Origin of the sequence: Ostreiculturibacter nitratireducens (assembly GCF_032670585.1) — a bacterium.
GTDB classification, from domain to species: Bacteria; Pseudomonadota; Alphaproteobacteria; order Rhodobacterales; family Rhodobacteraceae; genus Ostreiculturibacter; species Ostreiculturibacter nitratireducens.
In genome coordinates, this window is sequence record NZ_JAVQHL010000002.1 from 581,591 (window position 1) to 600,633 (window position 19,043).

At 67.2% G+C, this 19,043-nt stretch carries 18 protein-coding genes; 14 read left to right on the forward strand and 4 right to left on the reverse strand.

The window, feature by feature from the left end:
- Window positions 1–5: 5 nt before the first annotated feature.
- From lspA to ABCN56_RS10140, 6 genes are all read left to right on the forward strand, one after another.
- A complete protein-coding gene (gene lspA, locus ABCN56_RS10115; RefSeq protein WP_343080680.1) occupies window positions 6–476 on the forward strand; it encodes a signal peptidase II in 471 nt (156 codons plus the stop codon).
- A 62-nt stretch (window positions 477–538) separates the two neighbouring features.
- Window positions 539–1,081, forward strand: coding sequence for a DUF3035 domain-containing protein (locus ABCN56_RS10120; protein ID WP_343080681.1), 543 nt, complete (start codon window positions 539–541; stop codon window positions 1,079–1,081).
- 82 nt (window positions 1,082–1,163) lie between these two features.
- Window positions 1,164–2,504, forward strand: coding sequence for a M16 family metallopeptidase (locus ABCN56_RS10125; RefSeq protein WP_343080682.1), 1,341 nt, complete (start codon window positions 1,164–1,166; stop codon window positions 2,502–2,504).
- Entirely contained in the window at window positions 2,501–3,808 is a 1,308-nt protein-coding gene (locus ABCN56_RS10130) for a M16 family metallopeptidase (protein ID WP_343080683.1), read from the forward strand. Before ABCN56_RS10125 ends, ABCN56_RS10130 begins: the two co-directional genes overlap by 4 nt.
- A gap of 153 nt (window positions 3,809–3,961) precedes the next feature.
- The gene (mutL, locus tag ABCN56_RS10135) at window positions 3,962–5,818 is read left to right on the forward strand and encodes a DNA mismatch repair endonuclease MutL (protein ID WP_343080684.1); all 1,857 of its coding nucleotides are present in this window, start codon (window positions 3,962–3,964) and stop codon (window positions 5,816–5,818) included.
- Window positions 5,815–6,990, forward strand: coding sequence for a DNA recombination protein RmuC (locus ABCN56_RS10140; protein ID WP_343080685.1), 1,176 nt, complete (start codon window positions 5,815–5,817; stop codon window positions 6,988–6,990). Before mutL ends, ABCN56_RS10140 begins: the two co-directional genes overlap by 4 nt.
- Before the next feature lie 8 nt (window positions 6,991–6,998).
- On the opposite strand, the gene ABCN56_RS10145 is transcribed toward ABCN56_RS10140, so the two are convergent.
- Both ABCN56_RS10145 and ABCN56_RS10150 read right to left on the reverse strand, forming a co-directional pair.
- Window positions 6,999–7,655: a ChrR family anti-sigma-E factor gene (locus tag ABCN56_RS10145; protein ID WP_343080686.1), complete on the reverse strand. Its 657-nt coding sequence runs from the start codon at window positions 7,653–7,655 to the stop codon at window positions 6,999–7,001.
- Window positions 7,655–8,161: a sigma-70 family RNA polymerase sigma factor gene (locus ABCN56_RS10150; RefSeq protein WP_343080687.1), complete on the reverse strand. Its 507-nt coding sequence runs from the start codon at window positions 8,159–8,161 to the stop codon at window positions 7,655–7,657. Before ABCN56_RS10150 ends, ABCN56_RS10145 begins: the two co-directional genes overlap by 1 nt.
- A 248-nt stretch (window positions 8,162–8,409) precedes the next feature.
- Here ABCN56_RS10150 and ABCN56_RS10155 point away from each other — a divergent pair, with 248 nt between their 5' ends.
- Genes ABCN56_RS10155 through ABCN56_RS10180 form a run of 6 tightly spaced genes read left to right on the forward strand, consistent with a single transcriptional unit; the run spans window position 8,410 to window position 13,450 of the window.
- A complete protein-coding gene (locus ABCN56_RS10155; RefSeq protein ID WP_343080688.1) occupies window positions 8,410–9,717 on the forward strand; it encodes an NAD(P)/FAD-dependent oxidoreductase in 1,308 nt (435 codons plus the stop codon).
- Entirely contained in the window at window positions 9,714–10,472 is a 759-nt protein-coding gene (locus ABCN56_RS10160; RefSeq protein ID WP_343080689.1) for a DUF1365 domain-containing protein, read from the forward strand. Before ABCN56_RS10155 ends, ABCN56_RS10160 begins: the two co-directional genes overlap by 4 nt.
- The gene (locus tag ABCN56_RS10165; RefSeq protein ID WP_343080690.1) at window positions 10,469–11,707 is read left to right on the forward strand and encodes an MFS transporter; all 1,239 of its coding nucleotides are present in this window, start codon (window positions 10,469–10,471) and stop codon (window positions 11,705–11,707) included. The genes ABCN56_RS10160 and ABCN56_RS10165 overlap by 4 nt, the downstream gene beginning before the upstream one ends.
- Window positions 11,708–11,710: 3 nt before the next feature.
- The gene (locus tag ABCN56_RS10170; RefSeq protein WP_343080691.1) at window positions 11,711–12,271 is read left to right on the forward strand and encodes a DUF3833 domain-containing protein; all 561 of its coding nucleotides are present in this window, start codon (window positions 11,711–11,713) and stop codon (window positions 12,269–12,271) included.
- Window positions 12,268–12,999, forward strand: a complete 732-nt coding sequence (locus ABCN56_RS10175; protein WP_343080692.1) for an SDR family NAD(P)-dependent oxidoreductase — start codon at window positions 12,268–12,270, stop codon at window positions 12,997–12,999. Before ABCN56_RS10170 ends, ABCN56_RS10175 begins: the two co-directional genes overlap by 4 nt.
- A 58-nt stretch (window positions 13,000–13,057) precedes the next feature.
- A complete protein-coding gene (locus ABCN56_RS10180) occupies window positions 13,058–13,450 on the forward strand; it encodes a DUF3775 domain-containing protein (protein WP_343080693.1) in 393 nt (130 codons plus the stop codon).
- A 3-nt stretch (window positions 13,451–13,453) separates the two neighbouring features.
- Here the strand turns inward: ABCN56_RS10180 and ABCN56_RS10185 are convergent, their stop codons facing one another.
- Together ABCN56_RS10185 and ABCN56_RS10190 are read right to left on the reverse strand one after the other, a co-directional pair.
- Window positions 13,454–14,167 (reverse strand): response regulator transcription factor, encoded by a 714-nt coding sequence (locus ABCN56_RS10185; protein ID WP_343080694.1) that lies wholly within the window; start codon window positions 14,165–14,167, stop codon window positions 13,454–13,456.
- Entirely contained in the window at window positions 14,164–16,089 is a 1,926-nt protein-coding gene (locus tag ABCN56_RS10190; RefSeq protein WP_343080695.1) for a hybrid sensor histidine kinase/response regulator, read from the reverse strand. Before ABCN56_RS10190 ends, ABCN56_RS10185 begins: the two co-directional genes overlap by 4 nt.
- A 165-nt stretch (window positions 16,090–16,254) precedes the next feature.
- On the opposite strand from ABCN56_RS10190, the gene ABCN56_RS10195 reads away from it, so the two are divergent.
- Window positions 16,255–18,222 (forward strand): AMP-binding protein, encoded by a 1,968-nt coding sequence (locus ABCN56_RS10195; RefSeq protein WP_343080696.1) that lies wholly within the window; start codon window positions 16,255–16,257, stop codon window positions 18,220–18,222.
- Window positions 18,219–19,037, forward strand: coding sequence for an ABC transporter ATP-binding protein (locus tag ABCN56_RS10200; RefSeq protein ID WP_343080697.1), 819 nt, complete (start codon window positions 18,219–18,221; stop codon window positions 19,035–19,037). Before ABCN56_RS10195 ends, ABCN56_RS10200 begins: the two co-directional genes overlap by 4 nt.
- Window positions 19,038–19,043: the final 6 nt, after the last annotated feature.

Below are 19,043 nucleotides of genomic sequence, written 5' to 3' on the forward strand. Positions count from 1 at the left end.
CTGCCATGCGGTTCACGCATTACACCGCGCTCGTGGTGCTGATCCTCGACCAGATCAGCAAGTTCTGGGTCGTCCACCTGCTGGAGCTCGATCGCAAGCGGGTGATCGAGGTCTTGCCGCCCTGGCTGGATTTCCGCATCGCCTGGAACCGGGGCGTCAATTTCGGCCTCTTCTCCAACTCAGCGGAGTTCGGGCGCTGGATCCTGATCGCGCTCGCGCTGGGCATCTCGACCTGGGTCTGGCTCTGGGTGCGCCGCGCCGCGCACCGGCCGATCGTTCACGTTTCAGCCGGGCTTCTGATCGGCGGCGCGCTTGGCAACGTGGTGGACCGCCTGATCTATGGCGCGGTCGCGGATTTCCTGAACGTTGGCTTTCCGGGCTTCGACAACCCCTATTCCTTCAACGTCGCCGATATCGCGATCTTCGTCGGCGCCGCCGGGCTGGTGTTGTTCACCGGCCGGGAGAAGACCCCGTGACGCGCGCGTCGAGTTGGGTTAAGACGGGTCAAGATCCGGCAGGGACGGGCAGGGAGAAGCCGATGCGGGCAAGTCAGGGCATCCTAGGGATCGCGTTCGTCGCGCTCACGGCGCTTACCGCCTGCGCGCCGCGCGACAGGCAGCCCGAACTGATGAACATCCGTTCGCAGAACCGCACTCCCGACGAATTCGCCATCGTCCCGACCAAGCCGCTCACGCTGCCCGAGGACCTCGCGGCTCTTCCCGAACCGACGCCGGGCGGGACGAACATCACCGACCCGACCCCGGAAGCCGATGCGATCGCAGCTCTTGGCGGAAATCCCGAAACGGTGGCGCGGCGCGGCGCGGTGCCGGCCTCCGACGGCGGCCTGGTCGCCCATGCCGGACGGTTCGGGGTCAGCGCCGGTATCCGCGACCAGCTCGCCGCCGAGGACCTCGAGTGGCGGCGCAGGAATGACGGGCGGCTCCTGGAGCGGTGGTTCAACGTCAACGTCTACTTCAAGGCCTATCGCCGGATGTCGCTCGACAAGTACGCCGAGCTTGAACGCTGGCGTGCGGCGGGCGTCCGTACCGTGAGCGCGCCACCCGACACCGCGGAAGACTGAGGTAACGTCTCCGTCAACGGGGCTTGAGGGCCGCGCGCGGGGGCGTAACTTTGCCGTCAGGACAAATCCCTAGGGAGGCTTCATGCGCAGCGTTCTGCGAGGGCTCTGGCTTGTGCTCGCGCTTGCGGGCCCGGCCCATGCCGAAGAGGTCACGACCTTCACGCTCGACAATGGCCTGGAAGGCGTCGTGATCGAGGATCACCGCGCCCCGGTCGTCGTGCATATGGTCTGGTATCGTGCAGGCGCGGCGGACGAGAAGCCCGGCGTTTCCGGCGTCGCGCATTTCCTCGAACACCTGATGTTCAAGGGAACCGACGACATGGCGCCGGGGGAGCTTTCGAAGGTGGTCGAGGCCAACGGCGGCTCCGACAACGCCTTCACATCCTGGGATTACACCGGCTATTTCCAGCGCGTCGCGGCGGATCGGCTCGAACTCATGATGAAGATGGAGGCCGACCGGATGCGCGACCTGATCCTCTCCGAGGACGACTGGCGCACTGAACGCGACGTCATCATCGAGGAGCGCAACCAGCGTGTCGACACGGATCCGGCGGCGATCTTCGGCGAACAGCGCATGGCAGCGCAGTACCTGAACCATCCCTACGGCACACCGGTGATCGGTTGGCGCAACGAGATGGAGGCGCTGACGCGCGAGGATGCGCTGGAGTGGTACCGGACGTACTACGCGCCCAACAACGCTGTCCTCGTCGTCGCGGGCGACGTGGAGCCCGAAGAGGTCAAGCGCCTCGCGGAAACCTATTACGGCCCGCTCGAACCATCGCCCGGGATCGGCGAGCGTGAGCGCCCGCAGGAACCGCGGCAGCTTTCCGAACGCCGGCTGACCTTCGCGGATCCGCGCGTCGCCCAGCCCTATGTCATGCGGACATACCTCGCGCCGGAACGCGACCCGGGTGCGCAGGAGGACGCGGCGGCGCTGACCTTCCTCGCGGCGCTTCTCGGCGGCGATCCGGCGACGTCCTATCTCGGCCGGAAGCTCCAGTTCGAGACGCAGACGGCGGTCTACGCGGGCGCTTTCTACAGCGGCACCTCCTACGACGACACGAATTTCGGGCTCGTGATCGTTCCCACCGAGGGCGTGAGCCTCGAGGCGGCCGAAAAGGCGCTCGACGACGCCGTGGCATCCTTCCTTGAGGAAGGGGTCGATCCGGAGCAATTCGCGCGGATCAAGACCCAGATCCGGGCCGGCGAGATCTATGCCAAGGACAACACCCAGGGACTGGCGCGCCGCTATGGCGAGGCGCTCACCTCCGGTCTGACCGTGGCCGACGTGCAGGCCTGGCCTGACATCCTCCAGTCGGTCACGGAGGAGGATGTGATGGCGGCGGCGCGGAAAGTCCTCGACCGACGGCAATCCGTCACGGGCTGGCTGATGCGCGACGACAGCGCGGAGATGATTCAATGATCCGGGTTCTGGCGGCATTCGCCTTCCTCATCGCGGCGCTGCCCGCGCGTGCAGTCGACATCAAGGAGGTCACCTCTCCTGGCGGGATCGATGCCTGGCTGGTGGAGGAGCATTCGATCCCCTTCGCCGCGCTCGAGATCCGGTTCCAGGGCGGGACGAGTCTCGACGCGCCCGGCAAGCGCGGGGCGGTCAACCTCATGACGGCGCTGATCGAGGAGGGCGCAGGCGACATGGACGCGCAGGCATTCGCCAAGGCGCGCGACGCGTTGGCGGCAAGCTTCGAATTTGACGTCTGGGACGATTCGATGGTGGTTTCCGCGAAGTTCCTGACGGAGAACCGGGACGAGGCGGTGAGCCTCCTGAAGACCGCGCTGACCGAGCCGCGCTTTGACGCCGACGCGATCGAGCGGGTGCGCGCTCAGGTGCTGTCGATCATCCAGTCGGACGCCAAGGACCCCAACCACATCGCGGGCGAGACGTTCAGCCGCCTCGCCTATGGCGAACACCCCTACGGCACGGACCGGAACGGGACCATCGAGAGCGTGACGGCGCTGACCCGCGAAGACATCGTCGCGGCGCATCGCGACGTGCTTGCGCGGGACCGGCTGTTCGTTTCGGCGGTTGGCGACATCACGGCCGAGGAGCTTGGCGCGCTTCTGGACAGGCTCCTTGGCGAACTGCCCGAGACCGGGGCACCGATGCCGGAACGTGCGGATTTCGCCGTGTCGCCCGGTGTCACGGTCGTGGACTTCGACAATCCGCAATCGGTCGTCCTCTTCGGCCATGAGGGCATCAAGCGCGATGATCCGGATTTCTTCGCGGCCTACGTGATGAACCACATCCTCGGCGGCGGCGGCTTCGCCTCGCGCCTCATGGAGGAGGTGAGGGAGAAGCGCGGCCTGACCTACGGCATCTCGACCTTCCTCGTCCCGATGGACCTCGCCGAGGTCTACCAGGGCGCCTTCGCCTCGTCGAACGACCGCGTGGCCGAAGCGATCGAGGTGGTCCGCGCCGAATGGCAGCGGATGGCCACGGAGGGCGTGACCGAGGCGGAGCTTGAAGCGGCGAAGACCTACCTTACGGGTTCATACCCCCTGCGCTTCGATGGGAACGGGCCGATCGCGAACATCCTCGTCGGCATGCAGATGGAAGGGCTGCCAATCGACTACGTCAATACGCGCAATGCCCAGGTTGAGGCCGTGACGCTCGACGACGTCAAACGGGTGGCGGCGCGCGTGATGAAACCGGAGGCGCTGCAATTCGTTGTCGTGGGGCGCCCGGAGGGGCTGAAGCCGGCGAATTGAATCGCGGCGCGGGGGAGCCCCGCGCCATTCCTTTCATGTCGCCTCCCCACCCTTGCGGGGAAGCTCCGGTTGGGCGCGAATGGGCAGGATGAGCCGCGGATACGGCGTCCGAATCTGTGGCCATGGGGTCAGGCTCATGCTAGGTATTGTTGCATGAACGCCCAAAGCCGCAAGATACACGCAGATCGCCCCGTGATCCGTCAGCTCGACGAGGCGGCGGTGAACCGCATCGCCGCCGGCGAGGTGGTGGAGCGTCCGGCCTCTGCCGTGAAGGAACTGGTGGAGAACGCGCTCGACGCAGGCGCGCGACGGGTCGAGGTGGCCTATGCCGATGGCGGCAAGACGCTGATCCGGGTCACCGATGACGGTTGCGGGATGACGGCGGAGGATCTGCCGCTTGCGCTGTCACGGCACGCCACGTCCAAGATAGACGGTTCGGACCTTCTGAACATCACGACCTTCGGCTTCCGGGGCGAGGCTCTGCCCTCGCTCGGCGCCGTCGGGCGGCTCACGATCACGTCGCGTGTCGAGAGCGGGGAGGCTGCCCGGATCGCAGTCGCGGGCGGGCGGATGGAACCGGTACGGCCGGCGGCCCTGTCGGCCGGCACCGTGGTGGAGTTGCGCGACCTTTTCTACGCCACCCCGGCGCGGCTGAAGTTCCTGCGCACGGACCGGGCGGAAGCGCAGGCGATCGCGGACGTGGTGAAACGTCTTGCGATGGCGGAACCCTACGTCGGCTTCACGCTGCGCGACGTGTCGGGCGGCGGCGAGGGGCGGGTGCTGTTCCGCGCTGACGCTGAGCAGGGAGAGCTTTTCGACGCGCTCGCCGCGCGGCTGGCGCGGGTCATCGGCAAGGATTTCGCGGCCAATGCCCTCCTGATCGACGCCGAGCGCGAAGGGCTGCGGCTGACCGGATACGCGGCGCTGCCGACCTATTCGCGCGGAGCGGCGGTCGAGCAGTTCCTGTTCGTGAACGACCGCCCGGTGCGGGACAAGCTGCTGATCGGGGCGCTGAGGGCGGCCTACATGGATTTCCTGTCGCGGGACCGGCATCCGGCGGCTGTGCTGTTCATCTCCTGCGAACCGGAAAGGGTGGACGTGAACGTGCATCCAGCGAAGGCCGAGGTGCGGTTCCGCGAGCCCGGCGTGGCGCGCGGGCTCATCGTTTCGGGCCTGCGTCATGCATTGGCAGAGGCGGGGCATCGGGCGTCCTCGACTGTTGCAGGGGCGATGCTCGGGGCCGCGCGGGCGGAGCCTGTGGCGCCAAGGGTCTACCAGATGGATCGGCCTTCGGCGGGCGCTCTGCGCACGGGATATGCCATGCAGGCCCCGTCCGCGCCCGAATTCGCCGAGACTTCGGCGCTCTTCGCGCGGGTGGTCGACCCTTCCGCGGAACAGGCGCCGCAGCGGCCGGAGGAGCCCGCAACCGCGCACCCTCTGGGCGCGGCGCGAGCGCAGGTGCACGAGAACTACATCATCGCCCAGACTGCGGACGGGATCGTGATCGTCGATCAACACGCCGCCCATGAACGGCTGGTCTACGAACGGCTGAAGCGGCAGATGGCCGGGAACGGCGTGGCGGCGCAGGCGCTTCTGATCCCCGAGATCGTCGAGCTTTCGGAAGGCGACGCGGCGCGGTTGCTGGACGCGGCGGCGGACCTCGGGCGGCTCGGTCTGACGGTCGAACCCTTTGGCGGCGTGGCGGTCGCGGTGCGGGAGACACCCGCGATCCTCGGCCCTGTGGACGCGGGGGCGCTGATCCGCGACATCCTTGACGAACTGGCCGATCTGGGCGACAGCGCGGCGCTGCAATCCCGGATCGAGGCGGTGCTTAGCCGGATGGCCTGCCACGGATCGGTGCGCTCGGGCCGGCAGATGCGGGCCGAGGAAATGAACGCGCTTCTTCGCGAGATGGAAGCGACGCCCCATTCGGGCCAGTGCAACCACGGAAGGCCCACGTACGTGGAGCTGAAGCTTTCCGATATCGAGCGGCTTTTCGGACGGACATGATTACCATCGGCGGGCAGAACTACGAATGGACCGATCCCGCGGTCCTTGCGGCGCTTGGCGGTGCGGGGGTGGTTCTTCTGCTCGTCGTGCTTCTGGTGATCACCATGCGCGCCGCCGGGCGGTCGGCACGGATGGCGGAGCCGATGCTGAGAAACCTCGACGCGCTGGGCAACCGGGTTCAGGCGCTGTCGGAGGGGCAGCATCAGCTGGCCGGAGGTCTCCACCACGTCAGCGAGGCGCAGGCGGCGAGCCAGACCAAGGTTCTGCAACTCATGGAACAGCGACTTGCCGACGTCAGCCGGGGAATGACGGAGAGCCTGCACGGCGCCGCGACGCGCACGGCGCGGTCGCTAGGCGAGCTTCAGCAGCGGCTGGAGACGATCGACAAGGCGCAGGCCAAGATCGAGAAACTGTCGGGCGACGTCCTCTCGCTTCAGGACATCCTGTCGAACAAGCAGACGCGCGGGGCCTTCGGGGAAATCCAGCTGCACGACATCGTCAGGAAGGCGCTGCCTTCGGATTCCTTCACGATGCAGGCGACCTTGTCGAATGGCCGGCGGGCGGATTGCCTGATCCACCTGCCGAACCCACCGGGGCCGATCGTGATCGACTCGAAGTTTCCCCTGGAAGCCTACGAGGCGTTGAGACGGGCCGAGAACCAGTCGCAGCTGATCGAAGCGCAGCGGATGCTGCGGATCGCGGTCCGAAACCACATCAAGGCTATCGCGGAGCGCTATATCCTCGAAGGGGAAACGGCGGACGGCGCGCTGATGTTCCTGCCGTCAGAGGCGGTCTATGCGGAGCTTCACGCGAATTTCCCCGAGATCGTGCGGGACGGTTTCGCGGCCAAGGTCTGGATCGTCTCGCCCACGACCTGCATGGCGACGCTGAACACGATGCGGGCGGTCCTGAAGGACGCGCGGATGCGGGAGCAGGCCGGGGCCATTCGCCGCGAACTGTCGCTTCTTCATGCCGACGTGGACCGACTCGGATCGCGGGTGGAAAACCTCGACCGGCACTTCGGGCAGGCGGCGAAGGACATCGAGGAAATCAAGATCTCGGCCGACAAGGCCGGGCGGCGCGCCAAGCGGCTCGACAATTTCGATTTCGAGGAACTCGCTCCGGATCCGGAGGCGTCGCGGGTCGTGCCCCTGCCGAAGTCGCAGGCCTAGCCGCCGCTTCAGATACGCAGGAAGGGCTGGGCGAGACGCGGCATCAGGCCGCGGAACCGCAACGGCGCGTCGGTCGCGGCGAGGCAGATGCAGTCCTCGCCCGGTTCCGCGATGGGCGTATGTTCGGTCGCTTCGTCCGCGATCTCTATATCCCCGCGTGCGTAGCGGCCCTCTTCGTCGCGGAACGCGCCCTTGAGGACGAGCGTGAGTTCCGTACCGCGGTGGCCGTGGTCGGGAACCGCCGCGCCCGCCGGGATGTGGAGGAGACGCACCGTCGCGCCCTTCTCCGTCTGCAGGATCGCCTGCCTTACGCCCATGCCGACGGGGCGCCAGCGCACCGCGTCGAGATCGCCGCGGACGTAATCCTGCAAGGGGGCCGGGAATACACCTTTCGGGCGCGCCGCGGGTTCAGGCGCCTTTGCCGGGGCCGTGCCGGAAATGCGGGCGAGCACCGCGTGAAGGCTCGCCTCGCTCATCTCGGCCACGCCGGCGCATTCGAGGACCGAACCGCCGAGCGCCTCGAAGCCCGAAAGCCGGGCGCGGCAGTCGTCGCAAAGCGACACATGCGTTGCAATCACGAGGCTGAATGCCTCTGGCAGGGTGCCAGCGGCGTAGGCCATCAGCAGATCGTCGGTAAGGTGGTGGGTGATCGTCGTCATGGTCATCATTTCATTTCGTGGCGCAGGCGTTCGAGCGCCAGGCGGATTCGGGATTTTATCGTGCCGAGCGGGAGTCCCGTCTCGGCGGCAATCTCACTGTGGCTCCGGTCGCCGAAAAAGGCCCTCTCGATCAGTTCGCGCTGCTTGTCGGGAAGCTGCGCGAGGGCCTCTCCCAGCCTTTCGGTTTCCTGCTGGAGCGCGACGACCTCGGCTTGGTCGGGTTCGTGCTCCGGCCCCCAGGGCAGGTCCTCCGGCTCCGGCCGCCGCGCCTTGCGGATCGCGTCGATCCGGCGGTTCCGGGCAATCGTGAAGATCCACGTCGCGACGCTGGCTCGTTCGGGGTCGTAGAGGTGCGCCTTCTGCCAGAGCGTCGCCATCACGTCCTGCGCGCATTCCTCGGCCAGACCTGCATCGGTGCCCGACTTCATCAGGAACGCCTTCACCCTGGGCGCGAAATGGCGGAAGAGGTCCGCGAACGCGGCCCTGTCCGCGTGATCTCTCACGCGTTGCATGGCTTCCGCCCAATCGACTTCCCCGGTCTCGACGGCCACCGTCGTCCTCGTCCCCTCGTCCGCGCGGATCTTCGCACGTGAAAATCCAGAATACAGCCGCCGCCGCGCGGATGCATCCCGAAAGGAAAGGGTCTGGGTTCCGGTCATCATGGCTTGTCTACGCCCCATGTCCGGGGCCGGATCAGTTTCTGATCCAATTTCCGACGCGCCGCGTAACCCTTTCGAAAATCGCCCTGCTGGAGAACCTCATGCCCTTCGAAAACCTCATCGGTCAGCCGCGTCGCGTCGCCGTCATCGGCGGCGGCATATCCGGCATGGCCGCCGCGCATCTGCTGTCGCCCACGCATCGCGTGACGCTCTTCGAAGCGGCGCCGAGGCTCGGGGGGCATGCGCGGACGGTGATCGCAGGCAAGAGGGGCGACCAGCCCGTCGATACCGGCTTCATCGTGTTCAACAGGGTGAACTATCCGAATCTCTGCCGCCTCTTCGACGAACTTGGCGTTCCGGTGACGGAAAGCGACATGAGCTTCGGCGCGTCGATCGACGGCGGGCGCATCGAATACGGCCTGCGAAGCGCCGGTGCGGTCTTCACTCAGAAGCGCAACACGGTGCGTCCTGCGTTTCTGGGGATGATCCGGGACATCTTCCGGTTCAACGCTGGCGCGAAGGTGGCGGCCGCCGACCCGGACATGACGATACGGGAACTGCTCGAGCGGCTCGGCACTGGCGCTTGGTTCCGCGACTATTACATCACACCTCTGTCCGGCGCGATCTGGTCCACGCCCTGCCAGGGCATCCTCGACTTCCCAGCGCAGGCGCTGGTCCGGTTCTTCGAGAACCACGCGCTCCTGTCGGCGACCGGGCAGCACCAGTGGTATACGGTTAAGGGCGGTTCCATCGAATATGTGCGGCGGCTCGAGGCGCTCCTGCGCACTGTGGGCGTCGAGATCCGCACCGCTACTCCTGTGGCCGGTGTTCGGCGATCGGACCTCGGGGTGGAACTGCGGGCCGCGGGCGGGGAGTGGGAGTTGTTCGACGATGTCGTGATGGCCACGCATTCGGACGATTCGCTCGCGATGCTCTCGGACCCCACGGAAGGGGAGCGCGCGGCGCTGTCCGCGGTGCGCTACCAGCCGAACGAGGCGGTGCTGCATGCGGACGCGTCCGTGATGCCGCGGCGGAAGGGGGCATGGGCCAGCTGGGTCTACACGGAGGACAAGGGCCAGCGGAAGGACCGGATCGACCTGACCTACTGGATGAACTCGCTGCAGCCGATCCCGAAGGACGACCCGATGTTCGTCACTCTGAACCGGACACGCTCGATCCGGGAGGAACTGATCTACGACCAGGTGACCTTCCGCCACCCGGTCTACGACCTTGCCGCGCTTCGCGCCCAGGAGAGGATCCGGGCGATGAACGGACGGAACCGCACCTGGTTCTGCGGGGCGTGGATGCGGAACGGCTTCCACGAGGACGGGTTTGCCAGCGCGGTCGACGTTGTCCGCGCGATCGAGCGCCGGGAAGCCGCCGCAAGCCCGGCAATGGCGGCGGAATGAACAGGGTCGAGCATATCCGGGGCGTGACGTTCCACGGGCGCCGGGGCGCGGTGTCGAATGCCTTCCGCTACGGCGTGGACTACGTGCTGGTCGACGCGGAGGCAGAGGCGCGGGGGCCCGCGCTGTTCTCGCGGAACAGGGGGAACCTCCTGTCGCTGCTCGACCGCGACCATGGCGGTGCGCCGAAGCAGGGGCGCGGGACAGCCTGGGTGCGCGAGATTCTCATCGAGCGGGGGATCGGCATCCCGGGGCTGCGGATCGAGCTTCTGGCGCAGCCGCGCGTCCTCGGGCACGTGTTCAACCCGGTGAGCTTCTGGCTCTGCCGCGACGGGGATGGTGTGCTGCGCCTCGTCATCGCGGAAGTGACGAACACCTTCGGCGACCGGCATTCCTACCTCTGCCACCATGACGACCTGCGTCCGATCGCGCGGGAAGACACGCTCAGGGCAGAGAAGATCTTCCACGTCTCGCCATTCCAGCCGGTCGAGGGGGAATACCGCTTCCGCTTCGACATCGGGCAGGAGCGTGTGGGCATCTGGATCGACTACCGCGCGGGGGAGGGCGGTGTGCTCGCCACGCTGACGGGGCGGCGGGTGCCGCTCACGAACCTTGGCATCCTTGGGGCCTGCCTGCGCCGGCCCTTTGGCTCGCGGCGCGTCCTGACGCTCATCCACTGGCAGGCGCTGAAGCTCTGGTGGAAGGGCGCGCGCTACCGCATCCGTCCGGCGCCACCTGCCGATGAGGTGTCGCGATGAGCCGCGCCGCGCCTCTCCCCGCCTACGCGCTCTTCGGCGCGATGCTGGCGAGTGCCGGGCTTCCGATCTACATCCACGCCCCGAAGGTCTATGCCGAGGACTGGGGCGTGAGCCTCGCCGCGCTGGGCGCGGTGCTTTTCGGGCTGCGGCTTCTCGACCTGGTTCAGGATCCCGGGCTCGGCTGGGTCTTCGCGCGGCTTGGCCGCTGGCGCGGGCAAGCCGTCGCCGCCGGCGTCGTGATCCTTGGCGCCGCCATGGTGGGGCTCTTCGCCATGGCGCCCCCGGTCGCGCCGCTCCTGTGGTTCGCGGGGATGCTGGTGCTTCTTTTCTCCGCCTACAGCTTCCTCACCATCGCCTTCTACGCGCGCGGCGTCGCGCGGGCTGCGTCGATGGGGCCCGGCGGGCACATGCGGCTCGCCGGTTGGCGCGAGGGAGGCGCGCTTGCCGGGGTGAGCCTCGCGGCGCTGGCGCCGGCGGCCCTCGCACCGCTCATCTCCGCGCCCTATGCCGGTTTCGCCGTAGCCTTCGCGGCACTTTGCCTCGTGGCTGGTTTCGCCATGCGGACCGACTGGAAGGGGCAAACGGAGGAGACCGAAGGCCCCGGCTTCCGCGCGGTCCTGTCCGAACCCCTGGCGCGCCGCCTGCTGCTGCTCGCACTCGTGAACGCGGCGCCCCTCGCGGTCACGGCAACGCTTTTCCTCTTCTTCGTCGAAAGCCGGCTTGCAGCGCCGGGGTGGGAGGGGCCGCTCCTACTTCTCTTCTTCGTCTCGGCCGCCGTCGGGGCGCCCCTCTGGGCGCGCGCGGCTGCGGAGTTCGGTGCGAAGCGGACGCTCCTTTCCGCGATGGCCCTGGCGATCGTCGGCTTCGGCTGGGCTGCGCTTCTGGGCCCGGGGGACGTCGTGCCCTTCGCCGTGATCTGCGTCCTGTCGGGCGCGGCGGTGGGTGCGGACCTCGTGATCCTGCCAGCGCTCTTCGCGCGCGCGATGGCGCGCATCGGCGGGGGTGACGGCGGCGCAGGGCGCGGCTTCGGCCTGTGGTCCTTCGCGTCGAAGTTCACTCTGGCATTCGCGGCCGTCTTGCTTCTTCCCGCGCTCGAGGCTTCGGGCTTCACCGCCGGGGGAGCGAACCCCGAGGGGGCGCTTATGGTCCTCGCGGCGCTCTACGCGCTCTTGCCGTCGGCGCTCAAGCTTGTGGCCGTGGCGCTGCTCCTCGTCACCGAAATCCCGGAGGACTGAGTCATGAATACCTTCCTTCTGATCGCGCTGGGCGCGGTTCTGACCCTGTCGGCCCTTTCGGTCGCCCAGCGTTTCACCGGCTTTGGCGCGCAGAAGCCCGAGCACTACGCCGGCCAGCGCCCGGAATTCGATATCCGCCGCGAACTCAGCGGCCCGATCCTGTGCGAGGGCGTCATCTATGGTCCCCTTGGCCGCGTGACCTCGCGCTTCGTCGCAGACATGGACGCGGATTGGGAAGGCAATGCCTGCCGGATGACGGAGGCGTTCCGGTACGACAGCGGTGCGACGCAGGACCGGGTCTGGACCCTGACGCTCGGCAATGACGGCGTGATCCGCGCGGAGGCTCCGGACCTCGATGGCACGGGCCACGGACGGCAGGAGGGCAGCGCGGTCATGCTGCGCTATCGGATCCGGCTGCCGGAGGACGCAGGCGGCCATGTCCTGAGCGTCACCGACTGGATGTACCTTGCCCCGAACGGAACGATCATCAATCGCAGCCAGTTCCGGAAGTTCGGCATCAAGGTCGCGGAACTCGTCGCGACGATGCGCCGGGTGCAGGCGTGAGAGAGTGGAAGGGCAAACGCTACTGGCTTGTCGGCGCGAGCGAGGGCCTCGGCCGGGCGCTAGCGCACGAGATGAGCGCGGCGGGCGCCACGATGGTCCTTTCCGCGCGCACGCGCGAGCGGCTCGAGGCGGTGTCGGGCACGCTTCCCTGCCCGTCGGAGGTTCTGCCGATGGACGTGACGGACGCGGACTCCGTCCGGGCGGCGGCCGAGGAAGCGGGCGAGGTCGACGGGCTCGTCTGGCTCGCGGGCGTCTACTGGCCGATGGCCGCGCAGCAGTGGGACGCGGAAAAGGCCGCGCTCATGTGCGACGTGAACCTGACAGGTGCGGCGCGCGTTCTTGGTGAAGTCGTGCCGGGAATGGTCCGGCGCGGGCGCGGGCACGTCGTCCTCACCGGGTCGCTTTCGGGTTTCCGGGGGCTGCCGGGCGCCATCGGCTACGGCGCGTCGAAGGCCGGCGTCATGTCGCTGGCCGAGACCATGCGGGCGGACCTGAAGGGTTCGGGCGTCGAGGTCCAGCTGGTGAACCCCGGCTTCATCCGCACGCGGCTGACCGAGAAGAACGATTTCCCGATGCCGTTCATCCTTGAACCCGACGCTGCGGCGAAGCGCTATTTCGCCCATATGAACACGCGCCGCTTCGCCGCGAATTTCCCCCGCGCCTTCGGGGCGATGTTCCGCCTGAGCCAGTTCCTGCCCGACTGGCTCTATTACCGCATCGTCGCCTGACCTCTTGCGCCCGCCTTCGTATGGGTGAAGACTTGGACGCCCCAGAGGGAGAACGCACATGCTTCAGATCAGCCCCGAAAAGGTCGCCCATGTCATCGTCCGCGCGCGCGAGCTCGATGCGAAGGTGGCGTCCTGGGATAGCCCCGGTGACGTCCGCGAGGCCGATTCCATCCTCGAATCGCGCTCGGGCGACGCGACCGAGGCGGAGCTTCGGGAATTCATCCGGGACATGAACGAGGACGAGCAGGCGAGCCTCGTCGCGCTGATGTGGGTCGGTCGCGAGACCTATGCGGCTGACGAGCTGGAGGAGGCCATCGCGACGGCGCGGGCCGAGAAGACCAATCCGACCGAGGACTACCTTCTGGGCGTGCCGCTTCTTGCGGACTACCTCGAGGATGGCCTCGACGCGCTCGGCATTTCCGTCGAGGACGCCGAAGACGGAATCCTCTGACGCCTAGCTCCAGCTGACGTCGCCGAGGAAGATGTAGCCAGCGCCATAGATCGTCTTGATGAGGCGGGGATTCTTCGGGTCCTCGCCGAGCTTGGTACGCAGCCGCGATATCCGCACATCCATCGCGCGGTCGAAACTTTCCCCCGCCGCGCCCCCGAGGGCCTCCTGCATCTGCGCGCGGCTGATGAGTCGCTTCGGCGCGTCGAGGAAGAGGCGCAGCACCTCGCCCTCGGCGTGCGAGAAGGGAACCTCGGTCCCGTCCTCGGCCGTCAGGACGTAACGGTTGAAATGCGCGGTCCAGCCGTTGAAATGCGCCGTCTGGCCAGTCCGGTCGGCCTCCGTCCGGCCCTTTCTCAGCCGGGCGCGGATGCGGGCCACGACCTCGGCGGGGTCGAAGGGCTTGATGATGTAGTCGTCGGCTCCAAGCTCGAGCCCCGTCACGCGGTCCTGAACCTGCGCCCGGCCCGAGATGATGATGATCGCCGCGCCCGATTCCAGCGCGAGCCGGTGGACGAGCGCGAGCCCGTCGCGGTCGGGCAGACCGAGGTCGACGAGGCAGACATCGGGCGCCGCGCGTTTCAGCCCGGCCTCGAACTCCGTCGCGCGGGCGTAGGTCGTGGTGCGGAAGCCAGCCTCTTCCAGCGCGTCGGCCAGCATTCGGCGGATATCGGGTTCGTCGTCGAGGATCGCGACATGGGGGCGCGAGGGCGCGGTCATGCGGCCTCCCTGAGTGTGAGGAAGGCCGCCAGATCGGCGGCGGTGAAGGGCTTGGCGAGCACCGGAAACGCCGACGCTCGGGCCCGCAGCGGATCGGCGGGAGGCAGGGAGGTCATCAGGCAGACAGGCGCCGCCTGCTGTTCCTCGGCGAGCCTTTCGGCGAGGTCGACGCCCGTCATGCCGCCTTTCAGCACGATGTCGGAAAGAATGAGCCCGATCCCCGGCAATCGCGAAAGCTCGAGCGCCTCGTCTCCGCTCTCGGCCTCGATCACGCTGTGGCCCATCGCGCGGAGCATCTCGCGCACCTCGGTGCGAATCGCCTCGCTGTCCTCGACAAGAAGCACCATGCGCGGCTCGGCCCCGAGGTTCGCCGCGCGCAGGGGCAGGCGCAGCGTCACCTGCGCGCCGCCCGCCGCAGAATTGGCAAGCCAGACCGTTCCCCCGGCAAGCTTCGCCTGGTCGTAGACCATCGTCAGGCCGAGGCCGGATCCTTCGCCGCCCTTGGTCGTGAAGAACGGATCGAGCGCCCGTTCAAGCGCCTCTTCGGAAAATCCGGGCCCCGTGTCCTCGACGGTGATTTCGAGCCAGGTGTCGCGGAAGGGACGGGCCGTCAGGCTGATGCGCCCCTCCTTCTCGCCGATCGCGTCGCGGGCGTTGAGGATGAGGTTCAGAAGAGAATCCTGAAGCGCGCCCGCATCGAGGAGAAGGGGGCCTTCGATTCCGCTTGCGGAGACCTCTAGGCTCAGCCCCTCGGGCAGCGTCGGGCCCGCCATCGCGCGAATGTCGGAGAGAAGCGCACGCAGATCGGTCGCCGTCGGCCGAAGCTCGCGCGGGCCGGACATCGCGGCGATCCGGTCGAGGAGCGTGCCCCCGCGCCGCGCGGCCGCCAGCGTCGCGGTGGAAAGGTCGGCGGCGTCCGGGGGAAGGCCGGGCAGGCGCTGCATGCGGCCCTGGAGGCCGAGGATGATCGTCAGGAGATTGGCGAAATCATGCGCGAGGCCGGAGGTCAGCTGGGCCGCGAGTTCCCTCTTGGCGCTTTGCGCGAGCGCGGCGCGGGCCTGGGTTTCCTCGGTCACGTCCATCGACAGGACGTAGACGCCGTTCACCGGCCCGTCGCCGGTCCGGTCCGGTGTCAGCGCGATGCGGATACGGCGGCCGGACGGGGTGTGCGTGATTTCGAAGACGCTCGCTTCGCCCTGAAGCGCGCGCGAGAGCTGGGGTTCGATCCGCGCGAAGGTTTCCGCCCCCAGGGCCTCGGTGACCGGAACACCGACGATGTTCGACAGGGAGCCAGGCATGACGGCCGACAGGCGGCGGTTCGAGTAGGTGTAGCGGAACGACGGGTCCACGTGGGCTATGTGGGCGGGCATCATCTCGGTCACGAGGCGCGTGCGCGCCTCCATCTCCGTCAGTTCGCGCTTCGCCTCTTCTAACGCCGCGTTCGTCGCTGCGAGCTCGCGGTTGGCCTGCGCGAGCTGTTCGGCATGGGAAAGCACCTGGCCCGAGAGTTCCGCGGACCGTGCGCGGAGCAGCGATTCCTGCCGCTTGATCTCGGTGATGTCTGTGTAGACCGTGACCCACCCGCCCTGGGGCAGCGGCGACCCCTCCACCGAAATCGTCCGTCCGTTCGCGCGGGTGCGTTCCATGTAATGCGGCCGGAAGGCGCGGGCCTGGTCGACGCGGGCCTGCACGGCGACCTCGGCGTCGTCGACCGGGCCGTATTCGCCGCGATTCACGAGAAACCTGATTGTGTCCTCGAAGGAAGCGCCGGGCGTGACGAGGTGTTCCGGCAGGTCGAACATTTCCTGGAACCGGCGGTTGCAGACGGAAAGCTTCAGGTCGCGGTCGTAGATCGACAACGCCTGCGGAATGAGGTTCAGCCCCGCCCGTATGAGTTTCGCCGTGGTTTCCTCGGCCCGCATCTCCGATCCTCCCGTCCAATCGCTAGCACCGGGGCGGCGCAGCGGCAAATAGGTAGGAAGCGCTGTTACAATTCGTAAGGATTGCGAAAAAATCGGGCAATCATTGCCCGCGACCAATTGCGGCAGGAGGACGCTGGGAGAACCGGCGCCCGGGAGGAGAGATCTGTGACCGAGAACGCGGCGTCCGGCGCCCCGCAATCCATTCCTGCGTTGCTCGCCCGCAATGCAGAGCGGTATGGCGCGCTCCCGGCCTATCGGGAAAAAGAATTCGGCATCTGGCAGACCTGGACCTGGGCGGAGACCGCCCGGGAAGTGCGGGCGATGGCGCTCGGCTTCCTCGTTCTGGGAATGGAACGCGGCGACTATGTCGCGATCATCGGGCGCAACCGCCCGGCGCTCTACTGGGCGATGGCCGCGGCCGAGATGTGCGGCGCGGTGCCTGTGCCGCTCTACCAGGACGCGGTGGCCGAGGAGATGGCCTATGTCCTCGATCACTGCGGGGCACGGTTCGTGATCTGCGGCGACCAGGAGCAGGTCGACAAGGTCATCGAGGTGCAGGACCGGATCCACCACATCCACCACGTCGCCTACCTCGACAAGCGGGGGATGCGGAAATACGACCACAGCCGCATGAACGCGCTTGCCGACGTGATGGCCGAAGGCCGCGCGGCCGAGCAGCGGCTGGGGGCCGAGCTCGACAAGCGGATCGCGGAACTGGGTTACGACCACACCTGCGTGATGCTCTATACCTCCGGCACGACCGGGAAGCCCAAGGGCGTGGTGCTTTCGAACCGCAACATCATCGAGACCTCGAAAGCCTCGGCGGAGTTTGACCGCCTGACCCACAAGGACGAAGTGCTGGCCTACCTGCCGATGGCATGGGTGGGCGACTTCATCTTCTCGATCGGACAGGCCTACTGGACCGGGTTCACAGTCAACTGCCCGGAATCCGCGGCCACGATGATGACGGACCTGCGCGAGATCGGGCCGACCTACTTCTTTGCCCCGCCGCGCGTGTTCGAGGGGCAGCTGACCAACGTCATGATCCGGATGGAAGACGCGGGGCGGCTCAAGAAGTGGCTGTTCGACCGCTTCATGGCCGTGGCGCGCCGCATTGGCCCCGCAATCCTCGACGGCAAGCCCGTGGGCTCCGTCGAACGGCTGGTCTACGCGGTCGGCAACATGCTTGTATACGGTCCGCTGAAGAACTCGCTCGGTTATTCCCGCATTCGCGTGGGCTACACGGCGGGCGAAGCGATCGGGCCGGAGATCTTCGACTTCTACCGCTCGCTCGGGATCAACCTGAAGCAGCTTTACGGCCAGACCGAGGCCTCGGTCTTCATCACGCAGCAGCCGGATGGCGAGGTGCGGTCCGACACGGTCGGCGTGCCCTCGCCGGGCGTCGAGGTGAGGATCGGCGAGAACGGCGAGGTCTTCTACCGCTCGCCCGGGACCTTCGTCGAATACTACAAGAACCCCGACTCCACCGCCTCGACGAAGGACGCCGAAGGCTGGGTGGCAACGGGCGACGCCGGCTTCTTCGAGGAGGGCACCGGGCACCTGCGGATCATCGACCGCGCAAAGGACGTGGGCAAGATGGCCGACGGCAGCCTCTTTGCGCCGAAATACGTGGAGAACAAGCTCAAGTTCTACCCGAACATCCTGGAGGCCGTGGTCTTCGGCGCCGGCCGCGACATGTGCTGCGCCTTCATCAACATCGACCTGAACGCCGTCGGCAACTGGGCGGAACGGAACAACATCGCCTATGCGAGCTACCAGGAATTGGCCGGGCATCCGAAGGTGCTCGACATGATCCAGGAGCACGTCGAGGAAGCGAACCGCTCGGTCGCGGAGGACCCGATGCTGTCGGGCTGCCAGATCCACCGCTTCCTTGTCCTGCACAAGGAACTCGACGCGGATGATGGCGAACTCACCCGGACGCGGAAGGTACGCCGCAACATCATCGCGGAGAAATTCGCCGACCTGATCGACGCGCTCTATGGCGGCAAGGACAGCATCTACACCGAGACCGAGGTGACCTACGAGGACGGCCGCAAGGGCAAGATCAAGGCGACGCTGACGATCCGCGACGCGAAGGTCGTCGGGGCCGAGCAGAGGATGGCGGCGGAATGAAGGACACGACCGAAGGATACGTCACCGCCGACGGCCGCAAGATCGGCGGCGTGCTGATGGAGATGAAGAACATCACGCTGCGCTTCGGCGGCGTGGTTGCGATCAAGGACATCTCCTTCGACATCCGCGAAGGAGAAATCCGGGCGATCATCGGGCCGAACGGGGCGGGCAAGTCCTCGATGCTGAACGTGATCTCGGGCTTCTACCACCCGCAGGAGGGCGAGGTCTGGTTCCGCGGTTACAGGCGCGGGCCGATGAAACCCTACCAGGTCGCCCGGCTCGGCATCGCGCGGACGTTCCAGAACATCGCGCTGTTCGAGGGGATGAGCGTTCTGGACAACATCATGACCGGCCGCCTGACGCACATGAAGACCGGCCTCGTGAGCCAGGCGATGTGGTGGGGCAAGGCCGAGCGCGAAGAAACGGAGAACCGAGAGCGCGTCGAGAAGATCATCGACTTTCTCGAAATCCAGAATATCCGGAAAACGCCGGTGGGGCGGCTGCCCTACGGTCTGAAGAAGCGCGTGGAACTGGCCCGCGCGCTTGCCGCGGAGCCGAAGCTCCTGCTGCTCGACGAGCCCATGGCGGGCATGAACGTCGAGGAGAAGGAGGACATGAGCCGCTTCATCCTCGACGTGAACGACGAGTTCGGCACGACGATCGCGCTCATCGAACACGACATGGGCGTGGTCATGGACCTGTCGGACCGCGTCGTCGTCATGGACTACGGCAAGAAGATCGGCGACGGAACGCCTGACGAGGTCAGGAACAACCAGGACGTCATCGACGCCTATCTCGGCGTGTCGCACGACTAGGGGGAA